Raw genomic sequence first — 19,159 nt, 5'->3', positions numbered from 1 at the left:
CTTTCTTTAAATAAAAGGTGACATTTTAAGAAACAAATGTAAGTGATTATTTAGACAAAGAGAACTTATAAATAATAGTTCCTGTTTGAATACTTGGAGCATCTTTAGCAGAACTCCATGTTGTTTTTAAGGCAGCTGCTATTGCTGGTTTTGTTAAGCAAGGTTTTGTATTTGTAGTTCCTTTTGCTCCTATTGTAGCACTAGTTACTTTACCGTTTCTATCTACTTTAATAGTAACAACAACAACGCCTTCTTCTTGGCAATCTGGTTGTTCTTTTGGCTTAGATAATGCTTTTCTTCCTGCTAAATTATAATCTCCACCAGAACCACTTCCTGCATTACCGTAATATTTAGAAGATTTTGCATCTCCATCTTTTTTTCCTTTTACTCCTTTAACCTCGTCATCGCCTTCTCCCTTTGGTTTTCCTTCTGATGCGTTACCATTTAGAAGTTTATTTAAAGCATCTTGATTTTCTTTAGATGGTTTTGGCTTTGGTTTTTCTTTCGGAATTATTTTTTTTTCGATTTCTTTTATTGGTTCCTTTTTCTGCTCTTTTACTTTTTCTACAACCGGAACGTCTTTAGAGGTATCATTTGTAATGATTTCTTCTTTGATAATCTCTTTTGGGGTTTCCTTAATTTCTTCTATAACTTCTTGCTTTTTTACAACTTCTTTTGGTGCCGTTTTTTTAGATTTTTCAATAGGCTCTCCGCTACCTAAATTAGTGTCTCCAAAATTAATTGCCAAACCGTATTCTTCTGGCGGATCTACATATTGCATTCCGTAATTAAAAATACCGAAGATTAAAATCATCAGAATAACTGCTGTAATTATTGCAGATTTACGTTTATGTTTGGTTTCTAATATTTTCACTTTTAATGTTAAATATTCTTATTGTAGTTATTATGTAATCTCTTTTTTAAGCTTGCAATTGCGTTAGGGATTGAAATGACATCCTTTTTTTTTCGGAAAAAAGATATAATGGAAAGCCCGTTAAAACGCCCAAAAAATTATTTGCCTTTTACAGCTAAAATCATTTTTAGTTTATTCTTGTTTGCAATGTCAATTACCTTCATTACGTTTTTATAAGGTACGTCTTTATCGCCACGAATTACAATTGTTTTTTTCTTATCTGAACCTATTCTTTTTAAGATTTCACTTTCTAAATTAGTGGCACTAACTTTTGTTTTATCTATATAAAAAACTGATTTACTAGTGATGGTAATTGCTACAGATTTACTGTTTTCTGTTTTTCCACCAGCTTTTGGTAATAGAACATCTATTGCACTTACGGTTACTAATGTAGATGTAAGCATAAAGAATATTAACAATAAAAAAACAATATCTGTCATTGAAGACATATTGAATGTTGGATCTACTTTATTTCTTCCGCGTAAATTCATTTGAACTATTTAAAGATTCAAAAAATTAAATAATTAAAAATTGAGTTAATTATCTAATCTTTTAATAAGATTATACCGGTTCGTTTAATAAGTCTAAAAATTCTACCGACTTCGCTTCCATTTGATAGACAACTTTATCTGTTCTAACCACTAAATGATTGTACGTAATATAAGCTATAATACCTACTATTAAACCAGCTACAGTAGTTGTCATTGCGGTGTACAGACCGTCTGAAAGTAATTTTATATCTATTTGACCACCAGCATTTGCTATTTCATGAATAGCAACAATCATTCCTATTACAGTTCCTAAAAAACCAATCATTGGAGCTGCACCAGCAATAGTTGCTAATACACTAACATTTCTTTCTAATTGATATACTTCTAGTTTACCCGCAGTTTCAATTGCTGTATTTATGTCTTCTAAAGGTTTTCCTATTCTAGAAATTCCTTTTCCTATTAAACGAGCAGTTGGCGTGTTATTACTTTTACATAGTGCACCGGCTTCTTCTAATTTTCCGTTAGAGACAAAATCTCTAATCTGATTCATAAAATTTTCATCTACTTTAGAAGCTGCTTTTATTGCAAAAAAGCGTTCGAAATAAATATATAAACCAACAGTTAATAACACAAAAAGAATTGCTATTATTATTTGTCCTCCTAAACCACCGTCCATAATTAACTTATAGATCGACAATGTTTTTTCTTCGGAAACCGCTTCTTCTAACAAATCTTTATTTTCTTGAAAAAATGACAACATTTATTATTGTTTTTAAGTTCTTACTTATTAACGACTTTTCTTTTTTAAAATTGCTTCAAAAAATAAAAGTCAAAATTTAATATCAAAAAAAATGCCATTCTGTAAATTTACAAAATGACATTTTTAAAATTTATTTTTATTCTGATTATACAAACATTCTAATAACTATAAACGCTGCAGAACCAACTAGAAAACCAATTAATGCTAACCAAGATATTTTTTTGAAATACCAGAAAAAATCTATTTTCTCCATTCCCATTGCTACAACACCTGCTGCAGAACCAATAATTAACATAGAACCTCCTGTTCCTGCTGAAAAAGCAATAAAGTGCCATAAAGGATTGTCTAAACCTTCAGAAAACATACCTAAACTTGCAGCAACTAATGGTACATTATCTATAACTGCAGAACCTACACCTAATAATAAAACCACTAAATCTGATACTACTGTACCATCTAACTCAGAACCAATTAATGGAATTCCTTGTTTTAAACTATCTGCAAAATTAAATAAAATACCTAAAGATTCTAATGCTGCAACTGCCATTAATATACCTAAGAAAAATAAAATACTTGGCATTTCAATTTTAGATAATGATGAATGAACAGGACTATGATGTGCTCCTGCTGTATGCTCATCTGCTTGCCCACCATCTACATTAGATATAGAAAATTTAGAATTACTATAGATCTCTGCAAAAGTTGCAACTATAGCTAAAGATAACATCATACCTACATAAGGTGGTAAATGTGTTACTGTTTTAAAAACAGGTACAAATAAAATAGATCCTAAACCTAAATACAACATTCTTGCACTGTGTTGGCTTTTTGGCTTTTCAACTTCGTTTTCATCAAAATCTATATCTCCTTTAAAAGCAGGTAAAAAAGTTGCTAAAAATGATGGCACAACCATACATAATAATGAAGGGATAAATAAATACGTAAATAACATACCTGTACTTACTTTATCTCCAATCCAAAGCATTGTTGTTGTTACATCTCCAATTGGTGAAAAAGCTCCACCTGCATTCGCTGCAATAATAATTAAACCTGCAAACCAAATTCTATCTTCTCTTGTCTTAACAATTTTCTGTAAAATTGAAATTAATACAATTGTTGCAGTAAGATTATCTATAATTGCTGATAATATAAAAGCTAATATAGAAAACATCCATAAAAGTTTCTTTTTACTTTTAAAATTTACATATCCTTTAATAGTAGAAAAACCATCGAAATAATCTATAATTTCTACAATTGTCATTGCACCTAATAAGAATACTAGTATCTCTGCTGTTTTACCTAAGTGATGTAATAAGGTTTCTTCTACTAAATGTAATTTATCTTCATGAACCATAGATGCAAAACCATCTACCAAACCATGTTGACTAGAATCGAACCATTGGGTAAAATTATCAACACCTAAGGCAACTAGAGCCCAACAAACCGCCATCATAATTAAGGCTGGTATTAGTTTGTCTAATTTTAAATTATGCTCTAAGGTAATGGCCAAATACCCCATTACAAATACTATAATAATTACTGACTCCATATTATTTAATTTAGTTTAAATCAATTGTTTAAGCGCTATTTCGAACGCAGTTGAACATATTTTTGTTTTTGACGCACTCTTTTTAAAGGTGTTTTGCAATGCTTTTTTAATAATATTAGATGTATCATCAAAAATAGCTTTGTCTTGCATTGGTAAAGCTACTCTTGCTTCCATTAAATATGCAAAAACTCTTGCAATACCACAATTAGATATAAAATCCGGTAACAAACTTAAGTGATTATCAGTATATTCCATAATTGGTCCAAAGAAAATTTCTTTGTCTGCAAAAGGAACATTTGCTCCTGGAGATATTACCTCTAATCCTGTATTTATCATTTGTTGAACCTGGTCTTTAGAAACCAATCTTGAAGCTGCAGCAGGAACAAATATTTCTGCTGGTAAACTCCATATTTTTTGATTAATCTCATCAAAAGGAATCATTTTATCAGAAACCAATTTATTACCGTCTTTAGCTAAAAACAAAGCTGTCATTTCTTCCATAGAAAATCCTTCTTCATTAACAACACCACCATCTCTATCTATAATTCCTACAACTTTAGCACCTAACTGAGTTAAGTAATAAGCTGCTGCAGAACCTACATTTCCAAATCCTTGTACAATTGCTCTCTTCCCTTCAATTTGCCCACCGTAAATATTATAATAATGTTTAACAGCTTCTGCAACACCATAACCAGTTAACATATCTGCAACTGTATATTTTCTAGATAAATCTGGCGAGAAATATTTATTTTCTATAACTTTAATTACACCTAAGCGTAATTGACCAATTCTATTAATTTTATCTGCCTCAGTAGGTTTAAAATGTCCATTAAAAATACCTTCTTGTGGATGCCAAACACCACAATCTTCTGTAATAGGAATTACATCTTTATCTGCATCTACATTCAAATCTCCACCAGTACCATAATAATGTTTTAAAAGTGGTGTTACTGCTTTGTACCAACGCTCTAAAACTTGTCTTTTTCTTGGGTCATTTGGGTCGAAGTTTATACCAGACTTTGCACCACCAATAGCTGGCCCAGAAACGGTAAACTTTACTTCCATTGTTTTTGCTAAAGATAAAACTTCGTTCTTATCTAAGCCTTTTCTCATTCTTGTTCCACCACCAGCTGCACCGCCTCTTAACGAGTTAATAACAGTCCAACCTTCTGCTTCTGTTTCTTGATCTTTCCAGTGAAAAACAATTTCTGGTTGCTTATTTTCGTATTTTTTTAATAATTCTTTCATCTTTTATATTTATAAGTTTCAACTTAATTCCTAAATTTTTTCATGCATTTTTTACGACATTCTTTTATCTAGAGAAGCTAAAGTTGATTCATTTTTTTAAATATTTTTAGAATTATTAATAGTTGTACTGTCCTCTACAAACTTAATGTAAAAAAAACAATTTTTAAAACTTTTTAAATCAAAAACTAAGGTAAAAAAATAACACCAGATGAATGGTCTTTACTAGCACCTGTAACACTTTTTAAGCAATTTACCTGATTATCAATTTTCAAGACTCCTAAAAAAGCAAAAATCAAGGCTTCTTTATAGTTAATTAATGCATCTGAAGATTGTTCTATTTTAATATTTGAATAATATTCTACACGTTTCATTAAAAAAGAATTAAACACACCACCACCGGTTACTAAAACCGAATTAGAATCTTTTATAACTTTTGCTATCTGTATAGCAACATGTTCTACAAAAGTGCTTAATACCGAAGAAACATCACTTTCTAAACTATCTATTAAAGGAAACACTTCTTTTTGAACCCACTCTAAACCAAGAGATTTTGGCGCTATTACACCATAAAATTCTAAAGAGTTTAATGCATCTAACAGTTTCTTATTAATTTTTCCTTCAGATGCAATTGCACCAGACACATCATACTCTAAACCTATTTTATTTGCATAAAAGTTTAAAACAATATTTACAGGGCATATATCAAAAGCAACCCTTTTATTATCTTTCTTAAACGAAACATTAGAAAAACCGCCTAAATTTAAACAAAAATCATAATTAGAAAACAACAACTCATCTCCAACTGGCACTAAAGGAGCACCTTGCCCACCTAAATCTACATCTTGTGTTCTAAAATCACAAACAACTTTCTGCTTTGTAATTTTAGCAATTTCTTTACCAGAGCCAATTTGTAATGTAATTCCTTTTTCTGGCTCATGTAAAATTGTATGCCCATGTGAAGCTACAAAATCTACAACTGCTATCTTATAATTATTAATAAAGTTATTAATAAGTCCTCCTAAATATTTTCCATAAGTAATATCTAAAGCCAGCAATTCTTCCGTAGAAAAATGAATTGCGTTTTGTAACATTTGTTTCCATTTTATAGAGTATGCAATCGTTTCCGCGTAAATTATTTCAAAATCTTGATATTCATTTTTTAAAAATTTCACATACACTAAATCAACACCATCCAAAGAAGTACCAGACATTAAACCTATTGTAAAAACCTCATTATTCTTCATATCTGTAAAATTAACAAATGTTATTGAAAATACGTTACGAAATCGATATCTTTGATGTCGAATACTAAGAATATAATAAAAATACATACATATGGATTTTAGTTTAACAGAAGAACACATCATGATTCGAGATGCTGCAAGAGACTTTGCACAAACAGAATTGTTACCTGGTGTAATAGAAAGAGATAATAAGCAAGAATTCCCACAAGAATTAGTCAAAAAAATGGGAGACTTAGGCTTTATGGGTATTATGGTAGACCCAAAATATGGCGGAAGTGGAATGGACGCTATTTCTTACGTATTAATTATGGAAGAACTTTCTAAAATAGATGCATCAGCCTCAGTAATTGTTTCTGTAAACAACTCTTTAGTATGTTATGGTTTAGAATCATATGCATCTGAAGAACAAAAACAAAAATATTTAACAAAATTAGCAACAGGAGAATTTGTTGGTGCCTTTTGTTTAAGCGAACCAGAAGCAGGTTCAGACGCTACTTCTCAAGCTACAACTGCAGAAGACAAAGGTGATCATTATGTAATTAACGGTACAAAAAACTGGATTACAAGTGGTGGTCGTGCAGATGTTTATTTAGTAATTGCACAAACAGATAGAGAAAAAGGACACAGAGGAATTAATGCTTTTATTGTAGAAAAAGGAACAGAAGGTTTTCACGTTGGCCCAAAAGAAGATAAATTAGGTATCCGTGGTTCAGACACACACACTTTACAATTTAACGATGTAAAAGTACCAAAAGAAAACAGAATTGGTGAAGACGGTTTCGGATTCAAATTCGCAATGAAAACACTTTCTGGAGGAAGAATTGGTATTGCAGCACAAGCATTAGGTATCGCTGCAGGAGCTTATGAATTAGCATTAAAATACTCTAAACAACGTAAAGCTTTTGGTACAGAAATTTGCAACCATCAAGCAATTGCATTTAAATTAGCAGACATGCACACAGAAATTGAAGCTGCAAGAATGTTAGTTATGAAAGCTGCCTGGGACAAAGACCAAGGTAATAATTACGACATGTCTTCTGCGATGGCAAAACTATACGCAAGTAAAGTAGCTATGGAACATACCGTAGAAGCAGTACAAATTCATGGTGGAAACGGTTTTGTAAAAGATTACCACGTAGAACGTTTAATGCGTGATGCTAAAATTACGCAGATTTACGAAGGAACTTCAGAAATTCAGAAAATTGTAATTTCTAGAGGAATTATCAAAGGATAAAATACACCTTATATAAAGTACAAAAATCCATCTTTCTATAAGATGGATTTTTCTTTGGGCGCAACCTTTCAGGTCAGGCTTTTCGCACTCGCTTTTTTGTAAAAACAAAAAGAGCTCAAAGAATTGCTACAATCCTTTGCGCTTAGATAAATTAAAACTACTCTTCAAATTCGATATCATACAACTGTAAACCAGAAGAAGGTGCATTGTGCCTTAAATACTTTCTGTCATTATCTTCTTTTAAAGAAGCTTTAATAAACTCTAAATCAAGATTACCTTTACCAACTTCAAATAAAGTAGCCATCATTAAACGTATCTGATATCTTAAAAAACCTTTTCCCCTTACTTTTAAAACATAAGATTTCTCTGGAAAAAAATTCGCAGTTAAAATAGTATTCTCTACAATTTCACAAGAATTAATTATTCTTTTAAAAATTGCATTTTCGCTCGGTTTAGTACAATATTTATGAAAATGATGCTCCCCTTCAAATAATTTTGCTGCAGTTTTCATCAACTCAATATCCAATTTTTCACTAATATTCACTAAAAAAGGTGCTGCAAAAGGATGGTTTTTATCTCCAAAAGAAAAATAATAGTGATATTCTTTAATCTTAGGAGTATTTATAATAGTAAACTTCACATCTACCTCACAAATAGAAACAGCTCTAAAATCTGGAGAAAAATTAGAATTTAACGATTTGATAAATAAATCCTCTTCAATTTTAGAATTCCTAAACAACTGTAAATAATAAGAATTTGCAGACACCTTAGCATCAGTTCTACCAACACCAATGGTCTTAAAGTTAAAGTCTTCAAAAACAAAAGACAAACTTTTATCAACCATGTCATGCAACGTCTTAGCATTGTTCTGTTTTTGCCATCCAGAAAAACGGAAACCTAAAAACTCAATACCAACTATATAAGAAAATGAATATTTCATAGGTGCAAAAGTACAATAATTACATATTTTTTCACAAAACATGCATTTTTATGAATATCCTAAAATTATAGTTCACTTTTTTACGAACCTGATATTTTACACCTTTGAAAATAGAAAAAATATAGTTATCTCAGTTTAACCCCCTTTTTTTTGAGGGTATATACTCATAATATAGCACTTACAAAACAAACACCCCTTGTGTATTTAAATTTAATATATACATTTGACTCGTTCAAATAAAATAAATTAAACTTAAAAGAACATTATTATGAAAAAAATCATTTTTACTTTATTATTAGCAACTAGCCTAGTAGTAACAGGACAAGAAAAAGAAGACAAAGGAACTTTCAGTTTAAGCGGAACTGTAGATGTATATCATAGTAGCAACCTTAAAAGTGGATCTTTAGGTTCTGTTGGTGTTTTATCTGATGTACCAGCTAACGGATTTGGACTAGGTATGGTAAATACTATTTTTGCTTACGAAAAAGGAAAAGCAGGAATTGTTGCAGACTTAGCTTATGGCCCAAGAGCAAACGCAGCAAATGCATATACAGGTGCAATAAATCAATTATACGCTTATTATAACGCCTCTGAAAAAGTAACTTTAACTTTAGGACAGTTTAATACGTTCTATGGTTATGAAGTAATTTCTCCTTCAGGAAACTTTAACTACTCTGTATCTTACTTATTTAATGCAGGTCCTTTTTCTCATACAGGTTTAAAAGTAGATTATGCTGCAACTGAAGATTTATCTTTTATGTTAGCAATTACCAACCCACATGGTGTTACTGCGGGTGCTAACCCTACAAATGACTACCAATTAGGTTTTCAAACAGGTTATAAAGGACAATATTTTAATTTAGCTTATGGTGCTGATGGATTTGGTTTCACAGATGTATTATACTTAGATTATACAGGTGGTTTCGATGTATCAGAATCTTTCTTCTTAGGAATAAATGCTGCATATTCAAACTCTAGTGATGCAGATGCTGGTTACCAAGGAGTTGCTTTATACTTACAAAACACTTTCTCAGACAAATTATCTTTAGGATTTAGACCAGAATTCTACACAACAACTTCAGGTGCTGGAGATGCAAGTGTATCTGCTTTTACTTTATCTGGAAACTATTCTTTAACAGGTAGTTTAACTATTATACCAGAAATAAGATATGATTCTTCAGATGACGGTTTAGTTCCTTTTGGAAAAGATGTTACTGGAGCTACTATAGCAGCAGTGTACTCTTTCTAAGAAATAAAAAAAAATCAACTAACTAAATTTTATAAATATGAGTTTATTCTTAACATTATTACAAGATACTCCAACAACAGAAGTAGCCAAAGCTGTTGAACAAATAAACGGAGATATGGGAATGCTATGGATGCTAATTGCTGGTATCTTGGTTTTCTTAATGCAAGCAGGTTTTACTTTAGTAGAATCTGGTATGACAAGAGCTAAAAATGCGGTGAATATCGCAATGAAAAATTTATTAGATATCTGTGTAGGTTCATTAACATTTTGGTTAGTTGGTTACTCTTTAATGTATGGTGATACTTCTAACGGATGGTTCTTTTGGAGTGGTTTATTCCAAGGAGAAGGCGCAGATTTATTTTTCCAAACTATGTTTGCTGCAACAACTGCAACTATAGTTTCTGGCGCAATTGCTGGTAGAACAAAATACTCAACATATATTATTTTCTCTATTGTTATGACCGCCGTTATATACCCTATTTCTGGTGGATGGCAATGGCAAGGTAGCGGATGGTTAACAGAAATGGGCTTTATCGATTTTGCGGGTTCTTCTATTGTACACTCTGTAGGTGGTTGGGCTGCTTTGGTAGCTGCATTTATGGTAGGTCCAAGAATTGGAAAATATGTAAACGGAAAAGTTTTACCTATACCTGGCCATAATCAAGTTTTAGCAACTTTAGGGGTTTTTATCCTTTGGTTTGGTTGGTTTGGTTTTAATGGTGGTTCTCAATTAGCTTGGGGTGGAGCAGATTCTATTGCAGCTTCAAACGTAGTTTTAATTACAAATTTATCTGCAGCAGCAGGTGGTCTTGGAGCTTTAATTACAACTTGGATCTGGTATGGTAAACCTAATTTAGCACAAACATTAAACGGTTGTTTAGCTGGTTTAGTTAGTATAACAGCTGGTTGTGGAAACATGACTGCGGGTGGTGCCGTGTTAGCTGGTTTAATTGGTGGTGTTATTGTAGTATTCTCTATTGAGATTATTGAAAAGAAATTAAAAATTGATGATGCAATTGGTGCAGCTTCTGTGCATGGTGTTGCTGGTGCTTGGGGAACTTTAGTTATAGGTCTTTGGGGCGTAGATGGTGATACTGCTATTGGATTATTTAACGGTGGTGGAGCTTCTCAACTTGGAGTTCAAGCTACAGGTGTTTTAGCTTATGCAGCTTGGTCAGTAGCTTTATCTTTTATTGTTCTGGGTATTTTAAAAGCAACAATGGGACTTAGAGTTTCTAAAGAAGTAGAAATAGAAGGTTTAGATATCTCTGAACATGGTTCTATTGCTTACCCAGGTGTAAGAGTTAGAGACTTTGATGAAGATAAATAGACTTTAATTTTAAATTAAAAAAATAATAAAATCACACGACGTAGCTGTTGTGTGATTTTCTAGGAAAGCATATGTTATTTTTTTAAGCAAGTAAAAACAATTAACTATATAATTTAAAAATGAAAAAAATAGAAGCAATCATAAGGAAATCAAAATTTAGTGCAGTAAAAGATGCGTTACATGAAATTGGCGTAAATTTTTTCTCTTACTGGGATGTTACTGGTTTAGGAAATGAAAAAGAAGGTCATGTATATAGAGGCGTTAGTTATAGCACAAGTGATATTCAAAGAAGATATTTATCTATTGTAGTAAATGACAATTTTGAAGAAACTACTGTAAGAACAATTATAAAAGCAGCTTCTACCGGAGATGTTGGTGATGGTAAAGTTTTTGTAAGCGATATTAATGAAGCTTACAGAATTAGAACTGGTGAAAAAGGAGGAGAAACTTTAAATTAAACTATTACAACATTAATTATTATGGAATTACTTACTACAAATAACGTATGGATGATGATCTGTACAGCACTAGTTTTCTTTATGCATCTAGGTTTTGCATTTCTAGAGATTGGTTTAACAAGACAAAAGAATACAATTAATATTTTATTTAAAAATATATTTATAATTACAGTTGGTTTATTACTGTATGCCTTAGTTGGTTTTAATTTAATGTACCCTACTTGGGGCGCAAATTCTGCAGGTTATTTAGGTGATTTTATATTTGGCATTTCTGCACCTTTAAAAGACGGAGCATTAGATTTGGCTTATAATGAAGGGTATACTTATTGGACAGATTTCTTATTTCAAGGAATGTTTGCTGCAACTGCTGCAACAATAGTTTCTGGTGCCGTTGCAGAAAGAATGAAAATTGTTCCTTTTATGATTTTTGCAATCCTTTATGTAGGTTTTGTATACCCTATTGCAGGTTCTTGGAAATGGGGTGGCGGATTTTTAGATCAACTAGAAACACCTTTTTACGATTTTGCAGGTTCTACCTTAGTCCATTCTGTTGGAGGTTGGGCAGCACTAGTAGCTGTTTGTTTATTAGGAGCTAGAATTGGAAAATTTAAGAACGGGAAAATACAAGCAATACCAGGACATAATATTCCTATTGCTACTGCAGGAGTTTTAATACTTTGGTTAGGTTGGTTTGGTTTTAATGGTGGTTCTGTTTTATCTGCAGACCCTGCTTTAACTTCATTAACACTAGTAACCACATGTTTAGCCGCTGCAGCTGGAGGTGTTATAGCTGCTTTAGTTTCAACGATAATGTATAAAAACCTAGATTTAACAATGTTTTTAAATGGTATTTTAGGAGGATTAGTTGCTATTACTGCAGGAGCAGATCAAATGTCTCCAATGGATGCAATTTTAATAGGAGCAATTGCAGGAGCTATAATTGTTTTTGCAGTTACTTTAATTGATAAATTAAAGTTAGATGACCCTGTTGGTGCTATTGCTGTTCACTTAGTTTGTGGTATTTGGGGAACTTTAGCTGTTGGTATTTTTGGTAATCTAGCAGGTGGTGCACAATTTGTTAGTCAACTAATTGGTATTGTATGTTATGCTGCTTTCTGTATCTCTACTTCATTTATCATTATATATACCTTGAAAAAAACAATGGGTATTAGAGTAAGTGAAAGAGAAGAATTAGAAGGTTTAGACATGCATGAACACGGTATGGATGCTTACCCAGATTTTCGCTTAAACGAGCATTAATAAATAAAAAACACATATTATTTTATACCTGCAAATTCCAAAATTTGCAGGTTTTTCTGTTTATTATCAATTTCTCAATATAAAATGGTTTAATTCCTATTACTGAATTATTTATAGCAAATTTTTGATTTCATCATAAAAATTATATTAAAAGCGACTTATTGTTAATTTTTTCTCAATAAAAAATATAAATTAGCGAATATAATTGAATACAATATGGAGAAACAAGGATTATACTTACCAGAATTTGAACACGAAAATTGCGGTGCTGGTTTCATCTGTAATTTGAATGGAGAGAAGACAAATCAAATTATACATGACGCACTAGAAATCCTAGTAAAACTAGAGCATAGAGGTGGTGTTAGTGCAGATGGAAAAACAGGTGATGGGGCAGGAATATTAATAGATATTCCTCATGATTACTTCACTAGAGTTTGTGAATTTCCTATTCCAAATCAACGAGAATATGCCGTTGGAATGGTGTTTCTTCCAAAAGTATCAAATCAATACGATTATTGTAAAATTACCTTCGAAAAAGAAATAACAGAACAAGGACTTACTATTTTAGGATGGAGAGAAGTTCCTGTAGATTCTAGTCAATTAGGAGAAATTGCTTTGGCATCAGAGCCAAATATAGAGCAATTATTTATAGGTAAAACAGACGAAATTGATGAAGCTACATTTAAAGCAAAGTTATATGCAGCTAGAAAAATAGCAGAACATACAATTAGAAAATCTAAAATTTCTGAAAGTAAGTTTTTTTACGTACCAAGTTTATCTATAACCACTATCATCTATAAAGGTATTATTATGCCAGAAGATATAGGACCTTATTATAAAGATTTACAAGAAATAGATTTAGTAACACGTTTGGCATTAGTACACCAACGTTTTTCTACAAACACAATGCCAACTTGGGAGTTAGCTCAACCTTTTAGACACATGTGTCAGAATGGTGAAATAAACACTTTAAGAGGTAATGTTAGTAGAATGCGTGTTCGTGAAGAAATCATGAAAAGTGATGTTTTTGGACCACAAATAGACAAATTATTTCCAATTATTTTACCAGGAAAATCAGATTCTGCTTCTATGGATATGGTTGTTGAGTTATTAACTCACACCGGTCGTTCATTACCAGAAATTATGATGATGATGATACCTGAGGCTTGGGAAAAACATGCAACAATGTCTAAAGAGCGTAAAGCTTTTTATGAATACAATGGTTGTATAATGGAACCTTGGGATGGACCCGCTTCTGTACCTTTTACAGATGGAGATTACATTGGCGCTTTATTAGATAGAAACGGATTAAGACCTTCTAGATATACAGTTACCAAAAGTGGTAGTTTAATTATGTCATCAGAAATAGGTGTAGTAGATGTTGCACCAGAAGATGTAAAAGAACACGGTAGATTAGAGCCAGGAAAAATGTTCTTGGTAGACATGAACGAAGGAAGAATTATTGAAGATGAAGAAATAAAAAGTAAAATTGTTTCTGAAAGACCTTATCAAGAATGGTTAGATAAAACTCGTTTACATTTAAAAGATGTTCCTTATACTAGTGAAACATGTCCTATTGAAACAATAGATATAAAAACACGTCAACGTTTATTTAATTACACATTTGAAGATATTCAAGAAGTAATTACACCAATGGCACAGGTAGGTAAAGAGGCTTTAGGATCAATGGGAATTGACACACCTTTAGCAGTATTATCAGACAGACCCCAATTAATATCAAACTATTTTAAACAGCTATTTGCACAAGTAACAAACCCTCCTTTAGATGGTATTCGAGAAGAAATTGTAACTGACATTAGTTTAAATTTAGGAAAAGACAGAAATATTTTCAGCATTACAGACAGACAATGTAGAAAATTAAGAATTCAAAATCCGGTAATTTCAAATGCTGATTTAGAAAAAATTAGAAATATAGATATTGAAAGTTTCAAAGCAAAAACTATTGAAATTTTATATCCAAAAGCACAAGGACTAAATGGTCTTGAAGACGCTTTAGATGCAATTATTATTGAAGTAGAAAAAGCAATTGAAAATAAGAATAATATAATTATCCTTTCAGACAGAGGTGTAAATCAAGAGTTTGCTCCTATTCCAGCTTTACTAGCATGTTCATTTGTTAATCATCAATTAAATCGTTTAAGAAAACGATCTAACTTCGATATTATTATAGAATCTGCAGAACCACGTGAACCACATCATTTTGCTACTTTATTTGGCTATGGTGCAAGTGCTGTAAACCCTTATATGGTTAATGAAATTATTAGAACGCAAGTTAAAGAAGGCTTCATTACGGGTATGGATGAACAAGGAGCTGTCGATAACTTTAACAAAGCTATTGGTAAAGGTATTTTAAAGGTAATGAACAAAATAGGAATCTCTACTTTACATTCATATAGAGGTTCTCAAATTTTCGAGATTGTAGGGTTCAACTCTCCTTTTGTAGAAAAATATTTTCCATATACAGCTTCAAGAATAGAAGGTATAGGATTATATGAGATTGAAAAAGAAATAGATCAACGTTATAAACAAGCATATCCAGATAACCAAATTGACAAAAACTTAGGTTTAAATGTTGGTGGAGATTATAGATGGAGAAGAAATGGTGAACGTCACTTATTCAATCCAACAACGGTTGCTAAATTACAACAAGCTGTTAGATTAAGTGATCAAGCAAGTTATGATGTGTATGCAAAAGCAATAAACGAACAGTCAGAAAGTTTAATGACAATTCGTGGTTTATTTCAATTTGACAACCTAGACCCTATTCCATTAGAAGAAGTAGAACCATGGACAGATATTGTAAAACGTTTTAAAACGGGCGCAATGTCTTACGGATCTATCTCTAGAGAAGCTCACGAAAATTTAGCAATTGCTATGAACAGAATTGGAGGTAAATCTAATTCTGGTGAAGGTGGAGAAGACAGAAAACGTTTTCAGAAAGACATCAATGGAGATAGTAGAAACTCTGCTATTAAACAAGTAGCTTCTGGTAGATTTGGGGTAACATCTCATTATTTAACAAACGCGAAAGAAATTCAAATAAAAATGGCTCAGGGAGCTAAACCTGGTGAAGGTGGTCAATTACCCGGAGAAAAAGTATATCCTTGGATTGCTGCCGTACGTAATTCTACTCCTTTTGTAGGGCTAATATCACCTCCTCCACATCACGATATATATTCTATTGAAGATTTGGCACAATTAATTTTCGATTTAAAAAATGCGAATCGTGAAGCTAGAATTAATGTAAAATTAGTTTCAGAAGTTGGTGTAGGTACAATTGCTGCTGGTGTTGCAAAAGCAAAAGCAGATGTTGTTTTAATATCTGGTTATGATGGTGGTACAGGAGCTTCTCCACTTACCTCTTTAAAACATGCAGGCTTACCTTGGGAACTTGGTTTAGCAGAAGCACAACAAACATTAGTACTTAATGATTTAAGAAGTAGAATTGTAGTAGAATGTGATGGTCAGTTAAAAACGGGACGTGATGTTGCTATTGCTGCTTTACTAGGTGCTGAAGAATTCGGTTTTGCAACTGCTCCTTTAGTTGCTTCCGGTTGTATTATGATGCGTAAATGTCATTTAAATACTTGTCCGGTTGGTATTGCAACTCAAGATAAAGAGCTACGTAAAAACTTTAAAGGAACACCAGAACACGTAATTAACTTCTTCTTTTACATTGCAGAAGAATTAAGAGCAATTATGGCACAACTTGGGTTTAGAACACTAGACGAAATGGTTGGTCAGACTCATAAAATTAACGCAAATCATGCCATTAAGCACTATAAAGCTAAAGGTTTAGATTTATCAAGTATTTTACACAGACCAACTGCCTACAGAAGCATGACGGTTAAAAATACAGAAGGTCAAGACCATAATTTAGAAGGCGTTTTAGACTTTACTATATTAAAAGATTCTCACAGAGCTTTATATAGAAAGGAAAAAATGAACTTAGCATATCCAATAAAAAATACAAATAGAGCTGTTGGGGCAATTGTTAGTAATGAAATCTCTAAAATTTACGGTCATTTAGGTTTACCTGAAGATACATTAAATATCAACTTTACTGGCTCTGCAGGACAAAGTTTTGGTGCATTTGGGGCACATGGGTTGACATTTATTTTAGATGGTAATACGAATGATTATTTAGGTAAAGGATTATCTGGCGCAAAATTAATTATAAAGAAACCTGCAAAAGCAGACTTCTTAGCAGAAAACAATATCATTGTTGGTAACGTTTGTATGTTCGGTGCAGTAGCAGGTCAAGCATATATCAACGGAATCGCTGGAGAACGTTTTGCAGTCCGTAATTCTGGTGCAACTGCAGTTGTAGAAGGAGTTGGAGATCACTGTTGTGAATACATGACAGGTGGTAAAGTAGTAGTTCTTGGTAAAACAGGAAGAAACTTTGCTGCAGGTATGAGTGGAGGTATTGCATATGTATACGATCCAGAAAACAAATTTGTAAACGGTCTTTGTAATACAGAAACTATAGAATTCGAAGAAATTTCAGAAGAAGTTGCTGCAGAGTTAAAGGCTACTATAGAAAAACATGTTTTATACACAGACAGTAAAAGAGGTACTGCATTGTTAGCAGATTGGAGTACAAGTTTAAAAAACTTTGTAAAAGTAATGCCTACAGAATACAAGAAAGCGTTAAAACGTTTAGAAACAGAAGAACCAATGTTCGAAGAATTAACTAAAGCATAATGTCATGGGAAAAGTAACAGGATTTAAAGAATTTGAAAGACAAGATGAAACATATACTTCTGTAAAAGATCGTGTAAAAAATTATAAAGAATTTACAGTTCCTCTTTCTGAGAAAGAAATAACAAAACAAGGTTCTCGTTGTATGGATTGTGGTATTCCTTTTTGTCACAGTGGTTGCCCATTAGGTAATCTAATTCCAGATTTTAACCACATGGTGCATCAAGGGGAATGGCAAAAAGCATCATGGATACTACATTCGACAAATAATTTCCCAGAATTTACAGGTAGATTATGCCCTGCTCCATGTGAACAATCATGTGTATTAGGCATTATTGAAGACCCAGTTTCTATTGAGAATATTGAAAAAAATATTGTAGAACGTGCGTTTAAAGAAGGATGGATTAAGCCACAGCCTCCAAAAAACAGAACAGGTAAAACAATTGCCGTTATCGGTTCTGGGCCTGCAGGTTTAGCTACGGCACAACAATTAAATAGAGCAGGTCATACAGTTACTGTTTTTGAAAGAGATGATGAAGTTGGAGGTTTATTAAGATACGGAATTCCTAACTTTAAGTTAGAAAAAGGAATAATCGACAGAAGAATTGCTATTTTAGAAGCAGAAGGAATTATATTCAAAACTAACATAAATGTTGGTGTAAATTATGATGTAAAAGACTTAAAAGCTTTTGATAGTATTGTTTTATGTGGAGGGTCTACAGAAAGACGTAGCTTACCAACACCAGGTATAGATGCAAATGGGGTTGTACAAGCAATGGATTTCTTAACACAACAAACTAAAATTGTATTAGGTAAAGAAGTAAAAGACCAAATAAAAGCTACAGATAAAGATGTTATTGTTATTGGCGGTGGAGATACAGGCTCAGATTGTATTGGAACTTCAAATAGACATGGAGCAAAATCTGTAGTTAACTTTGAAATTATGCCGAAACCTCCAGGACATCGTTCACCAACAACTCCTTGGCCTTTTTGGCCTTTACAATTAAAAACTTCTTCTTCTCACAAAGAAGGTGCAGATCGTAATTGGTTAATTAACACAAAAGAATTTGTTAAAGATGCAAACGGAAAATTAACTGCTCTAAAAACAGTTAATGTCGAATGGAAAATGGTTCCCGGTAAAAGACCTGAATTAATTGAGATCGCAGGTACAGAAAAAACTTGGCCTTGTGGCTTAGCTCTATTAGCATTAGGTTTCACAGGTCCAGAAAGTACTTTAGCAGACAAATTAGGTATAGAGAAAGATATCCGTTCTAACTACAAAGCAGCATACGGAAAATATCAAACCAATGTGAAAAACATCTTTACAGCTGGAGATATGCGTCGTGGACAATCTTTAATTGTTTGGGCAATATCAGAGGGTAGAGAAGCTGCAAGACAAGTAGATTTGTTTTTAATGGGTAAAACAGAATTACCTTCTAAAGACGTTGCTGGAGATTTAGTTGCTATGTAACAATTATAAAAACATATTGTTATAAAAAAGGCATCAGTAATACTGATGCCTTTTTTGTTTCAAAAAATCTTAAAACTCATTTGGGCGTGCCCATTTCTAAAGAACTACGTTTGCAAAATAAACAAATAGATAAATGGTCAGGCTATGCATTACAAGTCCTCGTTCGTACCTCACTGCGGGCTTTTCATTTCTATCCTTCACGCAAATAATAAAATAATATTATAAATAGTTAAACCCAATAGATAGTTAATTTATCAATAACTAAATAAGGCTCATAGAATCAATTC

Annotated in this window: 14 protein-coding genes; 7 read left to right on the top strand and 7 right to left on the bottom strand. The window is 32.3% G+C overall.

Annotated features, from left to right (window positions below; translation table 11 throughout):
• Window positions 1–46: 46 nt before the first annotated feature.
• The 6 genes from SHK09_RS12685 to SHK09_RS12660 all read right to left on the bottom strand — a co-directional run bounded on the left by SHK09_RS12685 (window position 47) and on the right by SHK09_RS12660 (window position 6,205).
• On the bottom strand, window positions 47–874 hold the full coding sequence (locus SHK09_RS12685; protein WP_319811158.1) for an energy transducer TonB: 828 nt from the start codon (window positions 872–874) through the stop codon (window positions 47–49).
• Between the two features lie 137 nt (window positions 875–1,011).
• Window positions 1,012–1,404 (bottom strand): biopolymer transporter ExbD, encoded by a 393-nt coding sequence (locus SHK09_RS12680; RefSeq protein WP_319811157.1) that lies wholly within the window; start codon window positions 1,402–1,404, stop codon window positions 1,012–1,014.
• A 70-nt stretch (window positions 1,405–1,474) separates the two neighbouring features.
• On the bottom strand, window positions 1,475–2,164 hold the full coding sequence (locus SHK09_RS12675) for a MotA/TolQ/ExbB proton channel family protein (RefSeq protein WP_319811156.1): 690 nt from the start codon (window positions 2,162–2,164) through the stop codon (window positions 1,475–1,477).
• 145 nt (window positions 2,165–2,309) lie between these two features.
• The gene (gene nhaD, locus SHK09_RS12670; protein ID WP_319811155.1) at window positions 2,310–3,713 is read right to left on the bottom strand and encodes a sodium:proton antiporter NhaD; all 1,404 of its coding nucleotides are present in this window, start codon (window positions 3,711–3,713) and stop codon (window positions 2,310–2,312) included.
• Window positions 3,714–3,728: 15 nt separating this feature from the next.
• Window positions 3,729–4,961, bottom strand: coding sequence for a Glu/Leu/Phe/Val dehydrogenase dimerization domain-containing protein (locus SHK09_RS12665; protein WP_319811154.1), 1,233 nt, complete (start codon window positions 4,959–4,961; stop codon window positions 3,729–3,731).
• Between the two features lie 185 nt (window positions 4,962–5,146).
• Window positions 5,147–6,205, bottom strand: coding sequence for an anhydro-N-acetylmuramic acid kinase (locus SHK09_RS12660; RefSeq protein WP_319811153.1), 1,059 nt, complete (start codon window positions 6,203–6,205; stop codon window positions 5,147–5,149).
• Window positions 6,206–6,296: 91 nt separating this feature from the next.
• Here SHK09_RS12660 and SHK09_RS12655 point away from each other — a divergent pair, with 91 nt between their 5' ends.
• Window positions 6,297–7,439, top strand: a complete 1,143-nt coding sequence (locus SHK09_RS12655) for an acyl-CoA dehydrogenase (RefSeq protein ID WP_319811152.1) — start codon at window positions 6,297–6,299, stop codon at window positions 7,437–7,439.
• 157 nt (window positions 7,440–7,596) lie between these two features.
• Here the strand turns inward: SHK09_RS12655 and SHK09_RS12650 are convergent, their stop codons facing one another.
• Window positions 7,597–8,379, bottom strand: coding sequence for a tRNA pseudouridine(38-40) synthase TruA (locus tag SHK09_RS12650; RefSeq protein ID WP_319811151.1), 783 nt, complete (start codon window positions 8,377–8,379; stop codon window positions 7,597–7,599).
• Window positions 8,380–8,647: 268 nt separating this feature from the next.
• Between SHK09_RS12650 and SHK09_RS12645 the strand changes: the two genes are divergently transcribed.
• From SHK09_RS12645 to SHK09_RS12620, 6 genes are all read left to right on the top strand, one after another.
• A complete protein-coding gene (locus SHK09_RS12645) occupies window positions 8,648–9,628 on the top strand; it encodes an outer membrane beta-barrel protein (protein WP_319811150.1) in 981 nt (326 codons plus the stop codon).
• Window positions 9,629–9,665: 37 nt separating this feature from the next.
• A complete protein-coding gene (locus SHK09_RS12640; RefSeq protein ID WP_319811149.1) occupies window positions 9,666–10,958 on the top strand; it encodes an ammonium transporter in 1,293 nt (430 codons plus the stop codon).
• A gap of 119 nt (window positions 10,959–11,077) precedes the next feature.
• Complete coding sequence (locus tag SHK09_RS12635) at window positions 11,078–11,416, top strand: P-II family nitrogen regulator (RefSeq protein WP_319811148.1); 339 nt, start codon at window positions 11,078–11,080, stop codon at window positions 11,414–11,416.
• A gap of 21 nt (window positions 11,417–11,437) precedes the next feature.
• Window positions 11,438–12,676, top strand: coding sequence for an ammonium transporter (locus tag SHK09_RS12630; RefSeq protein ID WP_319811147.1), 1,239 nt, complete (start codon window positions 11,438–11,440; stop codon window positions 12,674–12,676).
• 216 nt (window positions 12,677–12,892) lie between these two features.
• Complete coding sequence (gltB, locus tag SHK09_RS12625; protein WP_319811146.1) at window positions 12,893–17,404, top strand: glutamate synthase large subunit; 4,512 nt, start codon at window positions 12,893–12,895, stop codon at window positions 17,402–17,404.
• Between the two features lie 4 nt (window positions 17,405–17,408).
• Window positions 17,409–18,872 (top strand): glutamate synthase subunit beta, encoded by a 1,464-nt coding sequence (locus SHK09_RS12620; RefSeq protein WP_319811145.1) that lies wholly within the window; start codon window positions 17,409–17,411, stop codon window positions 18,870–18,872.
• The last annotated feature ends 287 nt before the right edge of the window (window positions 18,873–19,159 follow it).

The sequence above is a fragment of the Polaribacter sp. PL03 genome (assembly GCF_033875165.1).
Classification (GTDB): Bacteria; Bacteroidota; Bacteroidia; order Flavobacteriales; family Flavobacteriaceae; genus Polaribacter.
Note: the sequence above shows the minus strand (reverse complement) of the source record. Positions and strands in the feature narration are given on the sequence as shown.

Bases quoted from the DNA above. Each gene is read 5' to 3' on its own strand.
- gltB (WP_319811146.1), top strand. From the start codon at position 12,893: ATGGAGAAACAAGGATTATACTTACCAGAATTTGAACACGAAAATTGC.
- nhaD (WP_319811155.1), bottom strand. From the start codon at position 3,713: ATGGAGTCAGTAATTATTATAGTATTTGTAATGGGGTATTTGGCCATT.
- SHK09_RS12660 (WP_319811153.1), bottom strand. From the start codon at position 6,205: ATGAAGAATAATGAGGTTTTTACAATAGGTTTAATGTCTGGTACTTCT.
- SHK09_RS12635 (WP_319811148.1), top strand. From the start codon at position 11,078: ATGAAAAAAATAGAAGCAATCATAAGGAAATCAAAATTTAGTGCAGTA.
- SHK09_RS12645 (WP_319811150.1), top strand. From the start codon at position 8,648: ATGAAAAAAATCATTTTTACTTTATTATTAGCAACTAGCCTAGTAGTA.
- SHK09_RS12655 (WP_319811152.1), top strand. From the start codon at position 6,297: ATGGATTTTAGTTTAACAGAAGAACACATCATGATTCGAGATGCTGCA.
- SHK09_RS12650 (WP_319811151.1), bottom strand. From the start codon at position 8,379: ATGAAATATTCATTTTCTTATATAGTTGGTATTGAGTTTTTAGGTTTC.
- SHK09_RS12665 (WP_319811154.1), bottom strand. From the start codon at position 4,961: ATGAAAGAATTATTAAAAAAATACGAAAATAAGCAACCAGAAATTGTT.
- SHK09_RS12620 (WP_319811145.1), top strand. From the start codon at position 17,409: ATGGGAAAAGTAACAGGATTTAAAGAATTTGAAAGACAAGATGAAACA.
- SHK09_RS12680 (WP_319811157.1), bottom strand. From the start codon at position 1,404: ATGAATTTACGCGGAAGAAATAAAGTAGATCCAACATTCAATATGTCT.
- SHK09_RS12675 (WP_319811156.1), bottom strand. From the start codon at position 2,164: ATGTTGTCATTTTTTCAAGAAAATAAAGATTTGTTAGAAGAAGCGGTT.
- SHK09_RS12640 (WP_319811149.1), top strand. From the start codon at position 9,666: ATGAGTTTATTCTTAACATTATTACAAGATACTCCAACAACAGAAGTA.
- SHK09_RS12630 (WP_319811147.1), top strand. From the start codon at position 11,438: ATGGAATTACTTACTACAAATAACGTATGGATGATGATCTGTACAGCA.